This is a genomic window from Acidiluteibacter ferrifornacis (assembly GCF_009909615.1).
GTDB classification, from domain to species: domain Bacteria; phylum Bacteroidota; class Bacteroidia; order Flavobacteriales_E; family Vicingaceae; genus Acidiluteibacter; species Acidiluteibacter ferrifornacis.
Window position 1 is genome coordinate 211,878 of the sequence record NZ_WWNE01000003.1, and the last position, 19,689, is coordinate 231,566.

The following is a 19,689-nucleotide window of genomic DNA, read 5'->3' on the forward strand; positions in this document are numbered from 1 at the left end:
TTTAATGTTCTATTGGCTTGACCCAAGATGAACCAAAAAGTCAAGACTTTGAGACTTCTCCTTCGAACTTCCTCCTAAAGACTAAGACATTCGACGGATCTCCTCATTCTTTCGGAGCTAGTCGAATTTACTATGTCTTTACTTCAGAGTTCTCGAATAATTCTCAAGGTCAACACAACATACTAGATTTATTTTTACTTTTCTTTTAAACTAATCTCAAATCCCATAATTTAGGAGAATGATTTCCCCTACTAAAAAAACCACGACAGCTTTATTGATTGCGATTTCTATACTCGCAATTGCCGCATATTTCAGTTCTTTTACGAATGGGTTTACCCACTTCGATGACCAAGTTCAAATCACTGAGAATACTGACATTATACAACTCAACTGGCAGAAGATAAAAACAATCTTCAGTTCTACCTATGTGGGAATGTATCAGCCCGTTTCCACTCTCTTTTATGGATTGTTGGTGGGATTTTTTGGAATGAATCCCGAAGTCTTTCATGGATTTAGCTTCCTCCTTCATTTAATCAATGGTTGGATTCTCTTTTCCATCTTCAAACAGATGAATGTAAAAGAATCTGTAGCCGTTTTATTGACAGCCATATTCGTTTTACATCCCATGCAAGTAGAATCTGTGAGCTGGGCTTCCGCTACTTCAAACGTTATTTTTACCTTTTTCTATCTAGGGGCCTTTTGGAATTTCATTCAATACGGACGAAACAAACCCTTTTCCACAGGGACTTTTGTGCTGTTCATACTCGCTTGCTTAAGTAAAGCTACTGCTGTAAGTTTCCCAGTGGTTATTTTCTTCTACCTCTTAATTTGGGAAAAAGAAAACTGGTTAAAAAGCATTAAAATCATTTCTCCATATTTGTTAATCTCTTTAGTGATTGGAATCATCACCATCATCAGTAGAGAAAGTGCTGAACACTTAACCGACCTGAGTTTGAGCTACACAGCCTTGGAACGAATTCTTATCTTCTGTTATACGTTGATTTTTTATCCGATTCAGTTTATTCTCCCACTCAACTTGTCGCCATTTTATTCATTCCCATCTAAAATCAACGACAGTTTTCCAATCATCTATTACATCGCTCCTGTTTTTGTATTGCTATTTTCAGTATTAATTTATCGCTTTCGCAAAAACCAATTCGTATTATTTGGGACTGCTTTTTACCTCATTACCATCGCTCCTGTTTTGCAGTTGATTCCGGTTGGTAGCCAAATAGTAACTGATAGATACATTTACCTCAGCGGAATTGGCTTACTACTCATTCTTATTCCCATTCTATCAGCAATCAAATCACAGAAGGTAATTCCAATAGGAACACTTTTTATTGCAATGGGACTGGCTTTTTACAGTTACAACAGAACTCAAGTTTGGGAAAGTGATGCGACCATCTGGGCGGACGTCATCGAAAAAGACGAAAATGTGGCTCAAGCATGGAACAATAAAGGAATTTTAGCAGAATCAATTGGAAACTTTGCAGATGCTGAACGTTTTTATTCTAGAGCCATCCAGCTGAATCCTCGTTACGCTGACCCTTATTCTAACCGTGGAAATGTCTATGCGAAACAAGGAAAATCGCAAGCCGCGTTGAACGATTTTAATCAAGCGATAGCGTTAAAACCAAACCATGCAGATGCACTTTTCAATCGAGCTAATGGATTCATTAAAGTAGGTGACTACAATACTGCTTTAGAAGATCTAAATGCTTCTTTGACAATCCAACCAAAAGCTGACGCACTGACTAACCGAGCACTAATTTACATTCAAACTCGAAAGATGGAACTGGCAATTAATGATTTAAATCAAGCCATAGCGATGAATCCAAGAAAGGCTCAAGCTTATTATTTAAGAGGGATCTGTAAATACCAAACGATAGACAGTAGAGCTGGTTGCGAAGATTTTCAAATTGCAGCAAACCTTGGCGACGAGGCATCAAAGCAGGCATTAGAGCAGTATTGTAGGTAAGGAAAGAACATTATTCTTCAATTAAAGTTAACCTTCCAAAGGAAATAGAATCCGTAATTTCGCAACATAGCGCAACTGAATGACAAAAGCAGAACTAAAAGAATTATACGTTTCAGCACCAAAAGTGCAAGAAGTAGTTGAACGATTAAAAAATAATCCACAATCACACATTGCACTTAAAAAAGCAATTGGTTCGCTGGCTTCATTTTATGCATACGGCATCACCCAAAACTTTCCCATCAACCACCTATTTATCTTAAGCGATAAAGAAGAAGCAGCCTATTTCTTGAATGATTTAGAAGAGCTTGTTGGCGAAGAAAAAGCGATATTTTTCCCTGGTTCCTATCGCAAAGCTTACGATGTAGAAAAGACAGACAACGCAAACATTCAGATGCGCGCAGAGGCACTGAACAAAATCAATAAAAAAGATGGTTCTTATTTAATCGTCACTTATCCCGAAGCAATTACCGAAAAGGTGGTGACCAAAAAGAATTTGGAGCAAAACACGCTTTTGATTCGTCGGAATGACAAACTAAGCATTGATTTCTTGATTGATATTCTGAACAGTTACAGCTTCAATCGAGTTGATTTTGCCGCAGAACCAGGCGATTTTTCCATTCGGGGTGGAATTGTAGACATCTATTCCTTTTCGAATGAAAACCCGGTTCGTATTGAACTATTCGGTGACGAGGTAGATTCTATTCGAACTTTTGACCCAGGAACTCAACTATCCATTAGCCCAATGGAATTCGTTTCTATCCTGCCTAATGTGCAGGAAAAACTACTAGAAGAAAGTCGAGAATCCTTCTTAGATTTTTTACCAAAAAACACCATTCTTTGGTTTAAAGATTACTTACTAACAAAAGAGAAGATCAATAAAGAATTTGAAAACGCATCCAATGTTTACACGAACATTGATTCGCCGATCAAACACCTGCCTCCTCATGAATTATATACTTCAAAAGAGGAGTTTATCGTAGAAAGCAAAAAGTTCAACACTATTGAATTTGGGACAGCGGACTACTTTGATATCGACTTAACGGTGACAGTCAATGCGGATGCTCAACCAGTATTCAATAAGAATTTTGATTTACTTAGCGAAAACCTCAATCGGAATACGGAACGAGGGATAGAAAACATTATTTTGGCCTCAACCGCCAAACAGATTGAGCGACTCTATGCCATTTTCGAAGATGTTGGGAAGGAAATTCACATGAAAACCATGTTGATGAGCGTGCAAGAAGGCTTCGTAGATAATGACCTAAAAATTGCTTGCTACACCGATCATCAAATTTTTAATAGATACCATCGGTTCAGACTGAAGGAAAGCTTTAGAAAAAAAGATCAAGCCATCACCCTTAAAGAATTAAACAGCTTACAAACTGGCGATTATATCACTCACATAGATCATGGAGTAGGTCAGTTCTCCGGTCTTGAAAAGATTGATGTAAATGGCAAAAAGCAAGAAGCTATCCGTATTCTTTACAAAAGTGGAGATATCTTATACGTTTCGATCCATTCCCTTCATCGAATTTCAAAATTCGTAGGAAAAGATGGAACACCACCTAAAGTGGACAAGCTTGGTGCGACTTCTTGGGCTAAACAAAAGCAAAAAACTAAAAACAAAATCAAAGAAGTTGCCTTTGATTTAATTAAATTATATGCGGAGCGTCGAACTAGAGAGGGGTTTCAATTTTCACCAGACACCTATCTTCAAAATGAATTAGAAGCATCATTTATTTACGAAGACACCCCTGATCAGCTTAAAGCAACAAATGATATCAAAGCTGACATGGAATCTCCACAACCTATGGATCGTCTAGTATGTGGAGATGTTGGTTTTGGAAAAACAGAGGTCGCGGTTAGGGCTGCATTCAAAGCCGTAGCAGATAGCAAACAAGTAGCCGTATTGGTTCCGACAACTATTTTGGCATGGCAGCACTATAAAACTTTTAAAAATAGATTGGAAGATTTTCCGTGCAAAGTAGATTACATCAATCGTTTTAAAACTGCAAAACAACAAAAAGAAACACTCGAGAAATTAGCTTCTGGTGAGATAGATATCATAATTGGAACACATCGTCTGGCGGGAAAAGACATTAAGTTTCACAACCTCGGTTTATTGATTATAGATGAAGAACAAAAGTTTGGAGTAGGTGTAAAAGACAAATTGAAAACGATAAAAGCGAATGTGGACACCTTAACATTGACTGCTACACCGATCCCAAGAACGTTGCAGTTCTCATTGATGGCAGCTAGAGATTTATCGGTCATTAATACGCCACCACCCAACCGTCAGCCCATTTTAACGGAAGTGCATTCTTTCAACGAAGAGTTGATTCGAGATGCCATTATGTATGAGGTAAAGCGAAATGGACAGGTGTTTTTCATCAACAATAGAGTGGAAAATCTGAAAGAAATTGCGGGAATGATAACTCGATTGTGTCCTGATGTAAAGGTGCTCACAGCTCATGGACAGTTAAAAGGCGATGACCTGGAAGATCGTATGATGAGCTTTATCGATGGAGATTACGACGTATTAGTTGCAACCACTATTATTGAATCTGGGTTGGACATTCCAAACGCCAACACCATCATTATCAACAATGCCAACAATTTTGGATTAAGTGATTTACACCAGATGCGCGGACGAGTGGGTCGAAGTAATAAAAAAGCATTCTGCTACTTATTAGCTCCTCCAATTGTGGCATTGAGCAATGATGCACGAAGAAGGCTTCAAGCTTTAGAGCAATTCTCTGATTTAGGAAGTGGATTCCAAATCGCAATGAAGGATTTAGATATCCGTGGAGCGGGGAACTTATTAGGCGCTGAGCAAAGTGGATTCATTTCTGAGATTGGTTTTGAAATGTATAAAAAGATATTGGACGAAGCCATCCAAGAATTAAAAGAAAACGAATTCAAAGATTTGTACCACGATGAAAATGAATCGGAATACGAATTTGTAAAAGACACTATCATTGAAACGGATTTTGAATTATTGATTCCAGATAAATACGTTAGCAATATTTCAGAGCGAATCAATTTGTATAAAGAATTGGACAGCATAGAAACAGAAGAAGCTTTGGTCGCTTTTGAAAATCAACTACTAGATCGTTTTGGTAAAGTGCCTAAACAAACAAAAGAGTTGATTGAAACCATCCGATTGAGATGGCTAGCCCAAGAAGTTGGCTTTGAAAAATTGATCCTAAAACAAGGAAAATTCATTGGATACTTTATCAGCAACGAAGAATCTCCTTACTACCAATCGGCGGCATTCACCAGAGTGTTGAATTTTGTGCAAAAGAATCAAGGAACCGTTGCATTGAGAGAAAAGAACAAACGTTTATCTTTAGTGTTCACTAATGTGAAAAGCATTCCTTCAGCTATTGCTGCCATCGAAAAATTATTAGTCGACAAAAAAGCGCCAATAATTTCTTAAGATTCAGATAGTAGCTATTGCGACTAAAACTGAAAACGATGAAAAGCCCGAAACTATTAGCCACTTTAAATGCCATATCTTTAATAACAACACTATTAGTTAACTTCCTCGCAAACGCCAAACAAATCTTCGGCGTTTCCATGAAAGATCAGTCGGATAAATATGCCAATTTATTTACTCCAGCGTCTTATGCCTTCTCCATCTGGGGATTCATTTATTTGTTTTTAATCGCATTTGTGATTTATCAGTTTTGCCAAATCGCTACCAAGAAATACGATGAATCCATTACCCAAATAGGACCTTGGTTTGCTATCGCAAACTTTGGAAGTGCAATATGGGTAGTTGCTTTCATGAGTGATATGATTTGGGAGTCCATGGCCATTATGCTTGTCATATTGTACAGCCTCATCCGAACCACTTTAAAAACAAATATGGAACGCTGGCATGCTCCAGCTAAAACGATTGCTTTGGTTTGGTGGCCCATCAGTTTCTATTTCGGTTGGATTACAGTTGCTACCATAGCCAATGCCACAGCGTTGATGGTATCTATCGGCTACGATGGAGCTCCACTTACACCACAATCTTGGACCATCTCGTTAATGGCAGTGGCAACCGCCATCTATTTAATTATGATTTGGAAAAGAAACATGCGAGAATACGCTCTAGTGGGCGTCTGGGCTTTAATAGCAATAGCAGTCAAAAATTGGGAAGGGGAGCCTACAATTGCATACATCGCCATTGGGTTAGCGATTGTTATTTTCATCAATTCAGGAATTCACGGATTTCAAAATAGAAAGACGGTGCCGTTTTTTAAATAAAATACTACTGCCGAATCGCCTCCACTGGATCCATTCTTGAAGCACCCCATGCTGGAATAAATCCAGAGATTAGTCCAATAATTACTGAAATAGAAATACCTAGTGTAACATTCTCCATTGTTAGAAATACCTCAAAACCCGCTCCATAAGTAAGAATTAGGGTTCCTATAAAAATAATAAGCAACCCTACCAAGCCACCGACTAAACACAAGAAAATAGATTCAAACAAAAACTGAAAAAGAATAAAATAATTCTTCGCTCCTAGTGCCTTTTGAATTCCTATTATGTTTGTTCGCTCTTTTACTGAGACAAACATGATATTAGCAATACTGAATCCCCCAACAATAATTGAAAATATTCCTATAATGCCACCTGCGATATTGACAATACTAAATAAACTATCAAAACCCTTAGACAGCATATCTAATTCATTCAGTGCAAAATTGTCTTTCTCTTTAGGCTTTAATTTCCGGATAGAACGCATAATCCCAGTCAACTCATCCATTAAATCAGCATTGGATACATGTTCCTTCGCCTTTACACTAATGGTCAAATTCAAGGACTCACTACGTTCATTAAATAAGGTTCGAGCAAAATTTATAGGAATAATAATTTGATCATCATTAGAGTTCCCTAGCATACTTTCACCTTCTTTCTTCATCATCCCTATTACAGTTAGGTTTCTTCCCATAAACTTCAACTGTCTTCCCATGGGCTCAAGTCCTCCAAACAGCTTTTCCCCAACTGAAGCTCCAATAACTACTACAGGAGAACCACTATTAGTTTCTACCTCTGTAAAGTATCTCCCTTCTTCTACATTCACATCAGCAACCTGATTATACTCGTAAGATACTCCTATAAAGTTGACATTTTCAAGACTGTTACTTTTGTACTTAATGGTTCTAGAACCTCTAATGTACATTGCAACTGCTTCCGCCCCCATAGACATCCTTTTTACCTCACGAAACTCATTTGTTGTAGGCTGAGGCCGCTGCATATACTCCCACCAGGGTTGATCAGGATCAAAACTCCATGGCCATTTCATGACGTAAACCACATTATCTCCCAAAGAAGCGATACTGTCTTTTATTCCTTTTTCTAAAGCATCCACCATGGTATACACCGAGATAATTGCAAAAATCCCAATAGTAATACCCAACAAGGACAAGAAGGTACGCAACTTATTTACGATTAAGGCATTAATTGCAAATGAGAAACTCTCTTTTAATAATTTTAGAATCAGCATAAGGTGGTTTTGAAAAAGTAAAATTAACCTTCTTTTTAAGCTTTCAGTTACCGCTCATCAAATCGTAGTTTTAAACAAAATAGACATATTATCAACACCCTAGTATTTATAGCTTTTCTACGTTGTTTTACCCAGCTAATATTTGTAAAATTGTGACTTAATTTCACCCCACATCATGAATCAACCCAAGCGAATAAAAACCGCCTTAATTTCAGTATTTTACAAAGAAAATTTAGCACCAATCATCGAGCAATTACATGCACAAGGTGTTCAACTTTTGTCGACTGGAGGCACTAGAAAGTTTATCGAGGACTTAAATATTCCTTGTGAAGCGGTAGAAGATCTGACTTCTTACCCATCAATTTTAGGTGGTAGAGTAAAAACATTGCATCCAAAAGTTTTTGGTGGAATTTTAACTCGACGAGCAAATGAAAGCGATCAAAAAGAAATCGCAGAATTTGAAATTCCGGAAATCGACTTAGTGATTGTTGATTTATACCCGTTCGAAGAAACTGTGAAGTCTGGTGCACCTGCAGAAGACATCATTGAAAAAATAGACATCGGTGGAATCTCCTTAATTCGTGCTGCGGCAAAAAACTTTAACGATGTGACAATTGTAAGTTCAAGAAATCAATACACCGATTTGTTGAACATCTTAAAAGAAAAAAATGGAGCAACTTCTATAGAGGATAGAAAAAGTTTTGCTGCTCAAGCATTTCAAATTTCTTCACACTACGATACAGCTATTTTCAATTACTTCAATCAGACAGAAGAAATTGACGCATTTAAAGTGAGTGAAGACAATGCAAACCCTTTGAGATACGGAGAAAATCCGCATCAAAAAGGAACATTCTTTGGAAACTTAGATGAAATGTTTGAAAAAGTCCATGGTAAAGAATTGTCCTACAACAACCTTTTGGATGTGGATGCAGCAGTTAACCTTATTGGAGAATTTACCGAGAATGGACCAACGTTCGCGATATTGAAACACAACAACGCTTGCGGAATTGCAACAAGACCAACAGTGTTAGAAGCCTATGAAGCAGCATTGGCAGGAGATCCTGTTTCTGCATTTGGAGGAATTTTAATTTCTAATCAGAAAATTGATTTAGCGACTGCTGAAGCCATCAACCCATTATTTTGCGAAGTAGTGATTGCACCGGCGTACGATGCTGATGCAATGGAAATCTTAACCTCTAAAAAGAATCGAATCATTCTGGTTCAGAAAGAGGTGAAATTGCCATCGATACAGTATCGTTCTATTTTAAATGGCGCTTTAGTTCAGGATAAAGATTTAGTTACTGATAAAAAAAGTAACTTTAAAACGGTAACAACAAAGGCACCGACAGAGAAAGAAAAAGAAGACTTGGAATTTGCATCGAAACTAGTAAAACAAACCAAATCCAATGCGATTATTTTGGCTAAAAATGGTCAATTATTAGCAGGTGGAACTGGTCAAACTTCTAGAGTTGATGCATTAAATCAAGCAATTAAAAAAGCTAAAGAATTCAATTTCGACTTGAATGGAGCAGTAATGGCATCGGATGCTTTTTTCCCATTTCCTGATTGTGTAGAAATCGCAAAAGGAGCTGGAATAACCGCAGTAGTGCAACCGGGGGGATCCATAAAGGATGAACTTTCCATTGACTATTGCAACGCAAATGATCTTGCGATGGTATTTACTGGAACAAGACATTTTAAACATTAATACTTTTTTGAAACAACAGGATGGGATTATTTGATTTTTTCACGCAAGAAATTGCAATCGACCTAGGAACAGCTAACACATTGATTATTCACAACGACAAAGTGGTGGTGGACGAACCTTCAATAGTGGCTATGGAAAGGAGCACCGGTAAAGTTATTGCCGTAGGTAAACGCGCGATGCAAATGCATGGAAAAACACATGAGGACATCAAGACTATTCGCCCTTTGAGAGATGGAGTGATAGCTGATTTTCAAGCTGCTGAATACATGATTCGTGGCATGATTAAAATGATTCACCCAACTAAAAGATATTTTAGCCCTTCTCTTAAAATGGTAATTTGTATACCTTCAGGAATTACCGAGGTAGAAAAAAGAGCTGTTAAAGATTCAGCAGAACACGCTGGAGGCAAAGAGGTTTACATGATTCACGAACCAATGGCAGCTGCTATCGGTATTGGGATTGATGTCTTGGAACCAATGGGCAACATGATTATTGACATAGGGGGTGGTACTTCAGAAATTGCAGTTATTGCTTTGGGTGGTATCGTTTGTGATAAATCAATTCGTGTAGCCGGTGATGACTTTACGAATGACATCGTCGATTATATGCGTCGTCAGCACAACTTATTGATTGGAGAACGATCAGCTGAAAAAATTAAAATTGAAGTGGGTTCCGCACTTCCAGAATTAGACAATCCACCTGAAGATTATGCTGTTCAAGGTAGAGATTTAATGACTGGAACACCTAAAGAAATCGTAGTGAGCTACAGTGAAATCGCTCATGCATTGGATAAATCAATTACAAAAATTGAAGCTGCTATTTTAAATGCGTTGGAGATGACTCCACCGGAACTTTCTGCAGATATCTACAGAACTGGTTTGTATTTAGCAGGTGGAGGCTCTTTGTTGAGAGGGCTAGACAAGCGTATTTCAATCAAAACTAAATTACCGGTACATGTTGCAGAAGATCCTTTAAGAGCAGTAGCGAGAGGTACCGGTATTGCGTTGAAAAATTCTTCAAAGTTGACTTTCTTGATTCGTTAGTGATTACATAAATTTAGATGAGCAAACTGTTAAATGCGAAATTTACTTGGATTTTTAAGTCGTAATTTATTTTTTATATTTTTCCTTCTTTTGGAGGTCATTGCGATTTTCCTGCTAATTCAAAACAACCGCTACCAACAGTCTAGATTTTTAAATTCTTCAAACTTTGTTTCGGGTCGAGTTTATCAATCAGTAAACAATGCAACCAAGTACCTTAACCTTGATATTATTAATGAGGATTTAGCGACAGAAAATGCTAAATTAAAAGCTGAACTAGCTAATTCAAAAATTCAAATTTTTGGTAATAACTATATCATTAACGATACCATATACCACCAACAGTTTGAATACTCAGAAACCAGAGTCATCAACAACTCAGTTACCAAAGCTAACAACTACATCACCCTCGATAAAGGCAGTTTTAATGGAATAAAAGAAGGTATGGGCGTTATTGGACCTAAAGGTGTTGTAGGAATTGTAAAGACTGTTTCTCCGCACTTTAGCTCTGTATTAACTGTTTTACACAGTCAATCTAAAATCAGCGCTAAACTTAAATCACAGAATTATTATGGCTCAATGATTTGGGATGGCAAAGACTACCAATATGGAAAACTAATCAACATCCCCAAGCATGTAAAACTATTTCTGGGAGATACCATTGTAAGCAGCGGGTTTTCGGCTATTTTCCCAAAAGGACTTGATTTAGCAACAATAACAGGTATTGAAAAACCATCAGGAAATAACTTTTATGATATTGATATCAAATTTATCAACGATTTTAAGAATTTAGAGCAAGTGTATGTGGTGAAGAATGTGCTTAAAGAAGAACAATTACTATTAGAACAAACTACTCAAGAAGGAGATAGCGATGATTAAACAGATATTAAACTTTACGCTACTTTTTGTTTTTCTTGTTTTATTACAAGTATTGGTGTTGAATAATATCCAATTGAGCGGATACATCAACCCCTACTTCTATGTATTGTTTATTTTACTACTTCCTTTCGAAACCGCAAATTGGCTCCTACTAATTCTAGCATTTGCTCTTGGAATAAGCATTGATGTGTTCAGTAGCACAATGGGAATGCATACTTCTGCTTTACTTCTAATGGCATTTTTAAGGCCTTCTATTTTGAAGCTTATATCACCAAGAGACGGTTACGATAGTAATCAATCTCCCTCCATTCAAGATTTCGATTTCAGATGGTTTGCTATATATGTTTCAGTTTTAGTTTTTGCTCACCATTTTGTATTGTTTTTCATAGAAGCATTCCGATTCAGTGATTTTTTCTACACCCTCACTAAAGTAATTTTAAGCTCATTACTGACAATTTTGTTGATTTTCATCAGCCAATTATTTACATATAATTCTCAGGCAAAACGATGAATAAAAGAGCTCTAGAGTCAAGAACTTTGGTATTAGGCGCGATATTTATCATTGTAGCAATCATTTTCCTTATTCGGCTTTTCTTTGTTCAGGTATTGGATGATAAGTACAAGCTAGACGCAGACAATAATTCTAAACGTCACATTACAGAATATCCCGCTAGAGGATTAATTTACGACCGTAATGGTAAACTAATGGTTTACAATGAAGCAGCCTATGACCTTATGGTTCTGCCAAGGCAAGTTTCTAAAACCATCGACACACTAGAATTTTGTCAGTTACTTAGGATATCAAAAGAGCAGTTTATACTGAAATTGGAAAAAGCCCAAAAGTTCTCGTATTATAAACCTTCTATTTTCGAAAGAGAATTTTCATCTGAAGAGTACGCAAGGATCCAAGAACAACTGTTTAAATATCCAGGATTTTTTGTACAAACACGTACACTAAGAAAATATCCCGAAGGAATTGCAGCACACATAATGGGCTATATTAGTGAAGTTAACACTAAAATGGTTGAAGAAAATCCGTACTACAAACCTGGCGATTACATCGGGATGAGTGGTATTGAGAAGTCCTACGAAGAAGAGCTTCGTGGAAAGCGGGGATTGAGAATAGTAATGGTAGATGTGTTCAATCGAGAAAAAGGAAAATTTGCGGAAGGTATCTACGATTCAGTAGCAGTTTCTGGAAACGACCTAACTCTAACTATTGACGCTGACCTTCAAGCCTATGGTGAGCAATTAATGCAGAACAAAAAAGGAAGTATAGTAGCCATCGAACCAAAAACAGGTGAAGTTTTGACCTTGGTGTCTTCACCTACTTATGACCCCAACTTATTGGTTGGGCGTGAGCGCTCCACTAACTATTCTGTGCTGAATCAAAACGAACTGAAACCTCTATTTAATAGGGCTTTGATGGCAAAATATCCTCCTGGCTCTACCTTTAAAAGCATCAATGCTTTGATTGGGCTTCAAGAAGGAGTAATCACTCCAAGCACCAGATTCAGTTGCAACAGAGGATATCGGTCAGGACGATTCCACATGGGTTGTCACCCTCATCCATCCCCTGTAGATTTGCAATACTCAATTCAAACATCATGCAATTCATACTATAGCAATGTTTTTAGAACGATTGTAGATCATTATAAAAACACAGAAACTGGCTATGCCAAATGGAGAGCCTATGTGTTGAGTTTTGGATTGGGTCAAAAAACAGGAATTGATTTACCCAATGAATTAAATGGATTTGTTCCTGACATTGCCTATTATGATCGGTATTATCGCAAAGGAGGATGGAGTTCATTAACAATTGTTTCTCTTGCAATTGGACAAGGAGAATTAGGATTTACACCATTACAAATGGCCAATATGACAGCAACCATTGCCAACAAAGGGCATTATGTAACTCCTCATATCGTTAAAAAAATTGCTGAAACACCAATAACTGCTTTTGATAATGAAGTAGAACGCCATGAGACTGGAATCGAATCAAAACATTACGACAAAGTGATAGATGCCATGTACGATGTGGTTCAAAAAGGAACTGGAACTCTCGCAAAAATTGATTCAATAATGGTTTGCGGAAAAACAGGAACGGTGCAAAACCCTCATGGTGATGATCACTCCACTTTTATTGCATTTGCACCTAAAGACGATCCGCAAATTGCAATCACAGTCTATGTTGAAAATGGTGTTTGGGGTTCAAGATGGGCTGCTCCAATGGCAGGATTGCTGATTGAAAAATATTTGAAAGGCAAAGTGACAAGAAAAGACATTGAATTAAGAATGCTAGAAGGTAATCTTCTGGAAACAAAACCAGTTACACATTGAGAAATAGTCCATCCATATTCAATAATATAGATTGGTTTAGCATCTTGCTTTACCTTATTTTAGTGTTTGCAGGATGGCTGAACATTTATGCGGCGGTCTATAACGAAGAGTTTAAAAGTATATTCGATGCTAGTCAACAGTATGGAAAACAGCTAATTTGGATCGGCACTTCTGTTGGACTTGTAATCATCTTATTGTTTATAGATGAACGCTTCTTCAATACTTTTGCCTATGTGATTTATGGGATAATCATTTCACTATTAGTACTTGTTATTGTTATAGGTGCAGAAACCAAAGGGGCTACTTCTTGGTTTGAAGTAGGTGGATTTAAAATTCAACCCTCCGAATTTGCCAAATTTGCAACTTCGCTTGCAGTGGCAAAGTACCTCAGCACCATGAATGTTAAAATGAGTGATTTAAAAACTAAGGCCATAGCACTAACAATCATTTTTCTTCCTTCCCTTTTAATTTTAGCTCAGAACGACACCGGTTCGGCATTAGTATATGGCGCTTTTATTTTAGTTTTATATCGAGAGGGTTTATCGGGAAATATTTTACTTATTGGTGTTTCAGCCGCTTTCCTTTTCGTAATGGCATTGATTATGAGGAATGAAATTTTCCATTTCCCATTTAAAATCGAAATAGATGGAACACTTTTACTTATAATTTCTTTAGGCCTTTTCAGTACTGCACTTTGGTATTTTAATAGAAAGTCAAAGCAGATTATATACATATCAATCGCTATCCTTGTTGGTGGAGCAGGCCTTATCAAAAGCGTCGATTATATTTTTAATAACGTTTTAGAGCCTCATCAATCTAAAAGAATCAATGTTATGCTTGGACTTGAATCTGACCCAAAAGGCGCAGGATATAATGTAAATCAGTCATTAATTGCGATAGGGTCGGGAGGAATTGCTGGAAAAGGCTTTCTTGAAGGTACTCAAACCAAATACAATTTCGTACCAGAACAAAGTACTGATTTTATATTTTGTACAATCGGTGAAGAGTGGGGCTTCTTAGGAGCGTTAGTAATCATCATCCTTTTTGTCACGCTACTGCTGCGGATTATGTACTTAACGACACGGCAACGCTCCGATTTTGCAAGAATTTATGGATATGGAGTGGCTTGTATTTTATTTTTCCACTTTGCCATCAATATCGGGATGACGATAGGTCTAGCACCTGTTATTGGAATTCCACTGCCTTTCTTCTCATACGGCGGTAGTTCCTTATGGGGATTTACGATTCTACTTTTTATTTTCCTAAAACTAGATTCCGATAGGATGAAAGTACTGTAGTTTACTCTGCTATCACGAATTATTCATCGAGATTTCGCGGCGTATTCTTTGAAAATTAATCAACTATAGTCTCTTCGGCAACAGATTCACTCTCAACAGCAACCACTGACACAATTTGAGGTGCAGCCTTTTTAATGGATTCTTCTACTCCACCTTTTAGTGTCATGGCACTCATGGAACAACTTTTACAAGCACCAAGAAACTTTACCTTAACTACATTTTCAGGAGTGATATCCAACAATTCGATATTGCCACCATCTGCTTCCAGAAATGGCCTAAGTTGATCAATCGCTGCTTCTACTTTCTGTAACAATATTTCTTTCTCGCTCATAACAATTGAATTAATCGTGTTGAAGAATTGGCTCAACATTTAGTTGTGATTTTACATTCTGTATGAAAGCTTTTAGTGCTAAAGCCTGTGGAGTATCATCTTGTAAAACTGCAGGACGGCCAATGTCTCCTGCCTCTCTAATGCTTTGCACCAATGGAACTTCACCTAAAAAGTTTATGCCTGTTCGTTCTGCTAAATCTTTTGCTCCATTCTTGCCGAATATATAATATTTATTATCAGGCAGTTCTACTGGCGTAAAATAGGACATATTTTCAACCACTCCTAAAACAGGCACATTGATTTCAGGCAATTTAAACATAGCTAAAGCTTTACGCATATCCACTAAAGCAATTTCTTGAGGAGTACTGACCACCACAGCTCCACTTAAAGGAATCTGTTGTACCAAAGTTAAATGTACATCACCAGTACCAGGTGGCAGATCGATAATCATGAAGTCTAATTCTCCCCAATGCGCATCTTTAAACATTTGGGTCAATGCTTTAGTCGCCATTGGTCCTCTCCAAACTACAGCTTGATCGGGAGAAGAGAAGAATCCAATCGACAACAATTTAACCCCAAAACTTTCAACAGGCTTAATTAACTGTGTTCCATCTACCTCGACCATAGCAGGCTTTTCATCTCCTACATTAAACATTGCAGGCACCGATGGTCCATAGATATCTGCATCTACTAAACCTACCTTATATCCTTCTGCTGCTAATCCGGCTGCCAAATTTGAAGAGATAGTAGATTTTCCTACTCCACCCTTACCAGAAGCTACTGCAATGATATGTTTTACTCCAGGCAACATGGTGCGATGCTCAGGTTTTCGTTCATGCGCTTTAGGCATTGCAGTAATATTAGCGCTAACGTTTATACTATCTCCCAAATGACGCTTTATCTGATGTTCGCACGCCTCTTCAATCCGCTTTTTGTTGTGCATAGCAGGATTGCTAATCTGCAAATCAAAGCTGATTGTATTATTCTGAAATTCAACCTTAGAAACAAGATTCAATTCTACGATATCTTTCTTTAAATCAGGCTCTATCACAAATGACAAAGCATGCATTATTTTTTCGAGAGTTACTTCCATTACTGTAAATTATGACCTCAAAATTACCAATTATTTAGACTAGTTCTAAATAGAGAAGGAAGTATTAAAGCAAAGCAATAGATGGATCCCAAAAATGATTATTAAAATCTTGAATTTGATCATCTTTAACTAATAATCCTTCTGCCGAAAGCCTTTCTTCCATAGACTGCGGAGGATTAAAATGAGCTTTACCTGATAATAAACCCATTCGATTTACCACACGATGAGCAGGAACATATTCCTCTTGACTATGAGAGGCATTCATCGCCCAACCGACCATTCGAGCCCCCCCTTTTCGGCCTAAGTATTTTGCAATAGCACCATATGAGGTCACTCTTCCTTCAGGAATCAATCGCACTACCTGGTAAACTTGTTCAAAAAAGTCTTTATTCTCTTCAGATAGTTTAATTGTTTTAGCCATTAATGCACTTTAAACTTTAGATAATTAATTTTAAACCCCTTATCAGAAAATATCTTTTCGTAATGAGTTTTGATGCTCAATATATCTTTGGTGTCCTGATCATAATTATGAACTGCATCACCATACAAATCGAAAGTATGCTCTAGCAATTCATAACCTCGCTCTTTGATTTCATCCAGAGTAAATCGGAAGAAGAATTCACTATCAGTCTTTAAGTGGATGGTGCCACCTTTCTTTAAAAACTTCCTATAGCGCTCTATAAACAAAGGCCCTGTCAGTCGTTTCTTTTCTTGACGATCTTTGGGTTGAGGATCAGGAAAAGTTATCCAAATTTCGTCTACTTCATTTTCTGCGAAACCTCCTTCTATGAATTCTATTCTAGTTCTAAAAAAAGCTACATTTTTTATTCCCTCCTCTTGAGAGGTTTTAGCACCTCTCCACATTCTTGCGCCTTTGATATCACAACCAATGAAATTTTTCATTGGAAACTTTCGAGCCATACCTACACTATACTCTCCTTTACCACAACCCAACTCTAAAACAATTGGATGATCATTTTTAAACACTTCTTTGTGCCAATTCCCCTTAGTGTGATAATCCTTCCTAAAAATCTCTTCTGTATCTGGTTCGAAAACATTTGGAAATGTTTTCATCTCAGCAAAGTGTGCTAACTTCTGCTTGCCTGCCATCTATCCTCCCTCTACTAATTTTGATTCCAATCTAACAAGTCATCCATCGTCTGCACTGCTACAGCATGATAATTTGGACGTGCTTTCTTATAAATTTCTCTTGCAGCTGCCTTAGAAGGATCAGCGGTAATTAGTGACTTATATATTGGAGTCAAAAACTTTCTACGCCCTACGCTCACTAAGAATGATTCTATAGCTGGTTTTGCTTCTTTGTAATTATTTGGGATCACCTTTACAAACCATGCTGCTAAAATTTCTGAATTCCCTGATTTAGTAAACCCAAATGTTTTATCCAATGCAATCATTTGCTCTTGAGTCATTTCAGTTGGTAAATTTCTCAAGAAATGTAACCATTCATGAGTCGACCAATTTGAAGTTGCTAATTCAGATGGGGCAGTGCCTGACTCCAATTTTGTCAATTCTCCCTCCACCTTTTCAAAACGATCAGATATTATTTTAGGACAATTTTCTGGTAATCCAGGGTTATAAATCCACTCATTTAAATTTACCTTTTCTTTCCACTCAGATTTTTTGCTTAGTAATTCCTTATTAATATACGCTACAAAACCTTCAGTTGTCATAGATTTGAAAGCATAGGTATCAAAATAGGTTTTTAAGAAAGAATCAAACTCTTCTCTACCAACCGTCTGTTCAATTAACTTTAATAGATAAAATCCTTTATCGTAGGCAATACTAGTCATTCCTTCATCAGGATCTTGTCCAGCTAAATCTAATTTCAACTTTGTTCGTGGACTTTCCATTCCAAAATCTTCCATTTCAGCTTTTAAATCTTGGTAGGAAATTAATGCCAACATATTAGCATAATCTGCACCATAGACTTGTTCCATTATTCTATTTTCAAAATACACGGTAAAGCCTTCATTCAACCAGAAGTCGTTCCAATTATAATTCGTTACTAAATTTCCTGACCAGGAGTGCGCTAGTTCGTGTGCGATTAGAGAAGTTAAAGATTTATCACCTGCTAAAATAGTCGGGGTAGCGAATGTCAAACGTGGATTTTCCATCCCCCCAAAAGGGAAACTCGGAGGCAATACTAAAACATCATACTTTCCCCATCTATATGCGCCATAAAGAGCTTCAGCACTATCAACCATTTCTTGCATATCTTCAAATTCAGCTACCGACTTTGCCAACATACTAGGCTCTGCATAAATACCTGTATTTCTTCCTACTGATTGGTATTGGATATTTCCAACTGAAAGCGCCATTAGGTATGAAGGAATCGGATACTCCATCTGAAAATCATAGACCCCATTAATCATTGTGTCTGTTGGATTGTAGGCGCTCATCAGTGCCATCATTTGATGCGGCACTTTCACTCTAGCATTATAGGTAAAACGGATTCCCGGGCTATCTTGACATGGAATCCATGTTCGTGCTAAGATCGCCTGTGACTGTGTAAATAAAAATGGATGAGTTTTATCTGCAGTTTGTTCTTTGGTCAACCATTGTAAGGCATCTGAATTTTCCGTTGTGCGGTAATAGATTCTTACAATTTCTGTATTTGGAGTAATACTTACAATTAACTTCTGCCCCATATACTTAATCTCAGGCTCTAAAATAAAAGTCCCAATCTCGTCATTATTACCAACAGTAACATAATCAATTTTTAAACCTTTCGTATCAAAAATAACTTCAGATGCACCAGTTTTATTTTCTATGGTCCACTTTGCAGTCGCAATAATCATAGAAGAATCAAAATCTACATTGGCAGTCCAGTCTAAGTGTTTTACGACCACCTCATCAGGCTTAGCAAAAGTATGTGGATCATTGGTTTCCATAACAATAGTTTGAGGTTCATTAGCTTTTTCTTTCACTTCACCTTTATTACCTGAATCGCAAGAAATTAAGGTCATAGCAAAAAATAATGCAGTAGTTATCTGTTTAATCATGATATTAAATTTAGTGGTGTGAAATTACTAAATCTTCTATGTAATTGCCACACTATGGACTTAACATTGAGATAACATTTGGTTAATTGATTCATAATTCTAAATTAACGTCGCAGTTGGAAAACAGAGTTACTTTTGAATCATAATAATAACAACTATGAAAAATATCTTTTTAACAGCAGCAATCATTCTAACAACATCAATGACTGCTATTGCAGGTGGCAAAAATACTTCCACTTCTACTTTGAAAGGAAAAGTGATGGATAGCAATAACGAAGTAATTGCTGGAGCATTAATCTCTATAGAAGGAATGTCTGAAAAAGTATATACCGACTTCGATGGAAACTTTGAAATTAACAACGCAGCCGGAAAATCGGTTAAGGTTTCTTTTGTATCCTACGAAGACAAAAGCATTGAAGTGTCTTCAACTGAAAATGAACTAACAATCGTTCTAGACGAAAAATAAATAAACCAAGAACTCATGAAGGCTTAG

16 protein-coding genes are annotated in these 19,689 nt (G+C 37.1%); 10 read left to right on the forward strand and 6 right to left on the reverse strand.

The window, feature by feature from the left end; translation table 11 throughout:
* Positions 1-238 precede the first annotated feature (238 nt).
* The 3 genes from GQN54_RS01260 to GQN54_RS01270 all read left to right on the forward strand — a co-directional run bounded on the left by GQN54_RS01260 (position 239) and on the right by GQN54_RS01270 (position 6,238).
* Entirely contained in the window at positions 239-1,981 is a 1,743-nt protein-coding gene (locus tag GQN54_RS01260) for a tetratricopeptide repeat protein (RefSeq protein ID WP_160631163.1), read from the forward strand.
* A 79-nt stretch (positions 1,982-2,060) separates the two neighbouring features.
* Positions 2,061-5,420 (forward strand): transcription-repair coupling factor, encoded by a 3,360-nt coding sequence (gene mfd, locus GQN54_RS01265; RefSeq protein WP_160631166.1) that lies wholly within the window; start codon positions 2,061-2,063, stop codon positions 5,418-5,420.
* Positions 5,421-5,458: 38 nt separating this feature from the next.
* A complete protein-coding gene (locus tag GQN54_RS01270; protein ID WP_160631168.1) occupies positions 5,459-6,238 on the forward strand; it encodes a tryptophan-rich sensory protein in 780 nt (259 codons plus the stop codon).
* A 4-nt stretch (positions 6,239-6,242) separates the two neighbouring features.
* Here the strand turns inward: GQN54_RS01270 and GQN54_RS01275 are convergent, their stop codons facing one another.
* Entirely contained in the window at positions 6,243-7,484 is a 1,242-nt protein-coding gene (locus tag GQN54_RS01275; RefSeq protein ID WP_160631170.1) for an ABC transporter permease, read from the reverse strand.
* Positions 7,485-7,659: 175 nt separating this feature from the next.
* On the opposite strand from GQN54_RS01275, the gene purH reads away from it, so the two are divergent.
* From purH to rodA, 6 genes are read left to right on the forward strand one after another with little or no spacing between them, the layout of a single operon-like run.
* Positions 7,660-9,192 (forward strand): bifunctional phosphoribosylaminoimidazolecarboxamide formyltransferase/IMP cyclohydrolase, encoded by a 1,533-nt coding sequence (purH, locus tag GQN54_RS01280; protein ID WP_160631172.1) that lies wholly within the window; start codon positions 7,660-7,662, stop codon positions 9,190-9,192.
* Between the two features lie 20 nt (positions 9,193-9,212).
* Entirely contained in the window at positions 9,213-10,235 is a 1,023-nt protein-coding gene (locus GQN54_RS01285) for a rod shape-determining protein (RefSeq protein ID WP_160631174.1), read from the forward strand.
* Positions 10,236-10,268: 33 nt separating this feature from the next.
* Positions 10,269-11,111, forward strand: a complete 843-nt coding sequence (gene mreC / locus GQN54_RS01290; protein ID WP_160631176.1) for a rod shape-determining protein MreC — start codon at positions 10,269-10,271, stop codon at positions 11,109-11,111.
* Positions 11,104-11,622, forward strand: a complete 519-nt coding sequence (gene mreD / locus GQN54_RS01295) for a rod shape-determining protein MreD (RefSeq protein WP_160631178.1) — start codon at positions 11,104-11,106, stop codon at positions 11,620-11,622. Before mreC ends, mreD begins: the two co-directional genes overlap by 8 nt.
* Entirely contained in the window at positions 11,619-13,451 is a 1,833-nt protein-coding gene (gene mrdA / locus GQN54_RS01300) for a penicillin-binding protein 2 (RefSeq protein WP_160631180.1), read from the forward strand. Before mreD ends, mrdA begins: the two co-directional genes overlap by 4 nt.
* Complete coding sequence (gene rodA / locus GQN54_RS01305; protein WP_160631182.1) at positions 13,448-14,749, forward strand: rod shape-determining protein RodA; 1,302 nt, start codon at positions 13,448-13,450, stop codon at positions 14,747-14,749. Before mrdA ends, rodA begins: the two co-directional genes overlap by 4 nt.
* Before the next feature lie 55 nt (positions 14,750-14,804).
* Here rodA and GQN54_RS01310 read toward each other — a convergent pair whose 3' ends face one another.
* The 5 genes from GQN54_RS01310 to GQN54_RS01330 form a co-directional block, all read right to left on the reverse strand.
* Entirely contained in the window at positions 14,805-15,080 is a 276-nt protein-coding gene (locus tag GQN54_RS01310) for a NifU family protein (protein WP_160631184.1), read from the reverse strand.
* 10 nt (positions 15,081-15,090) lie between these two features.
* Positions 15,091-16,173 carry an Mrp/NBP35 family ATP-binding protein gene (locus tag GQN54_RS01315; protein ID WP_235932938.1) on the reverse strand — a complete coding sequence of 361 codons (1,083 nt, stop codon included), beginning with the start codon at positions 16,171-16,173 and terminating at the stop codon, positions 15,091-15,093.
* 64 nt (positions 16,174-16,237) lie between these two features.
* Complete coding sequence (locus GQN54_RS01320; protein ID WP_160631186.1) at positions 16,238-16,594, reverse strand: MGMT family protein; 357 nt, start codon at positions 16,592-16,594, stop codon at positions 16,238-16,240.
* Entirely contained in the window at positions 16,594-17,283 is a 690-nt protein-coding gene (gene trmB / locus GQN54_RS01325; protein ID WP_160631188.1) for a tRNA (guanosine(46)-N7)-methyltransferase TrmB, read from the reverse strand. Before trmB ends, GQN54_RS01320 begins: the two co-directional genes overlap by 1 nt.
* A gap of 14 nt (positions 17,284-17,297) precedes the next feature.
* Positions 17,298-19,196, reverse strand: a complete 1,899-nt coding sequence (locus GQN54_RS01330) for a M1 family metallopeptidase (protein ID WP_207554779.1) — start codon at positions 19,194-19,196, stop codon at positions 17,298-17,300.
* Between the two features lie 157 nt (positions 19,197-19,353).
* Between GQN54_RS01330 and GQN54_RS01335 the strand changes: the two genes are divergently transcribed.
* Positions 19,354-19,662 carry a carboxypeptidase-like regulatory domain-containing protein gene (locus GQN54_RS01335; protein WP_160631190.1) on the forward strand — a complete coding sequence of 103 codons (309 nt, stop codon included), beginning with the start codon at positions 19,354-19,356 and terminating at the stop codon, positions 19,660-19,662.
* The last annotated feature ends 27 nt before the right edge of the window (positions 19,663-19,689 follow it).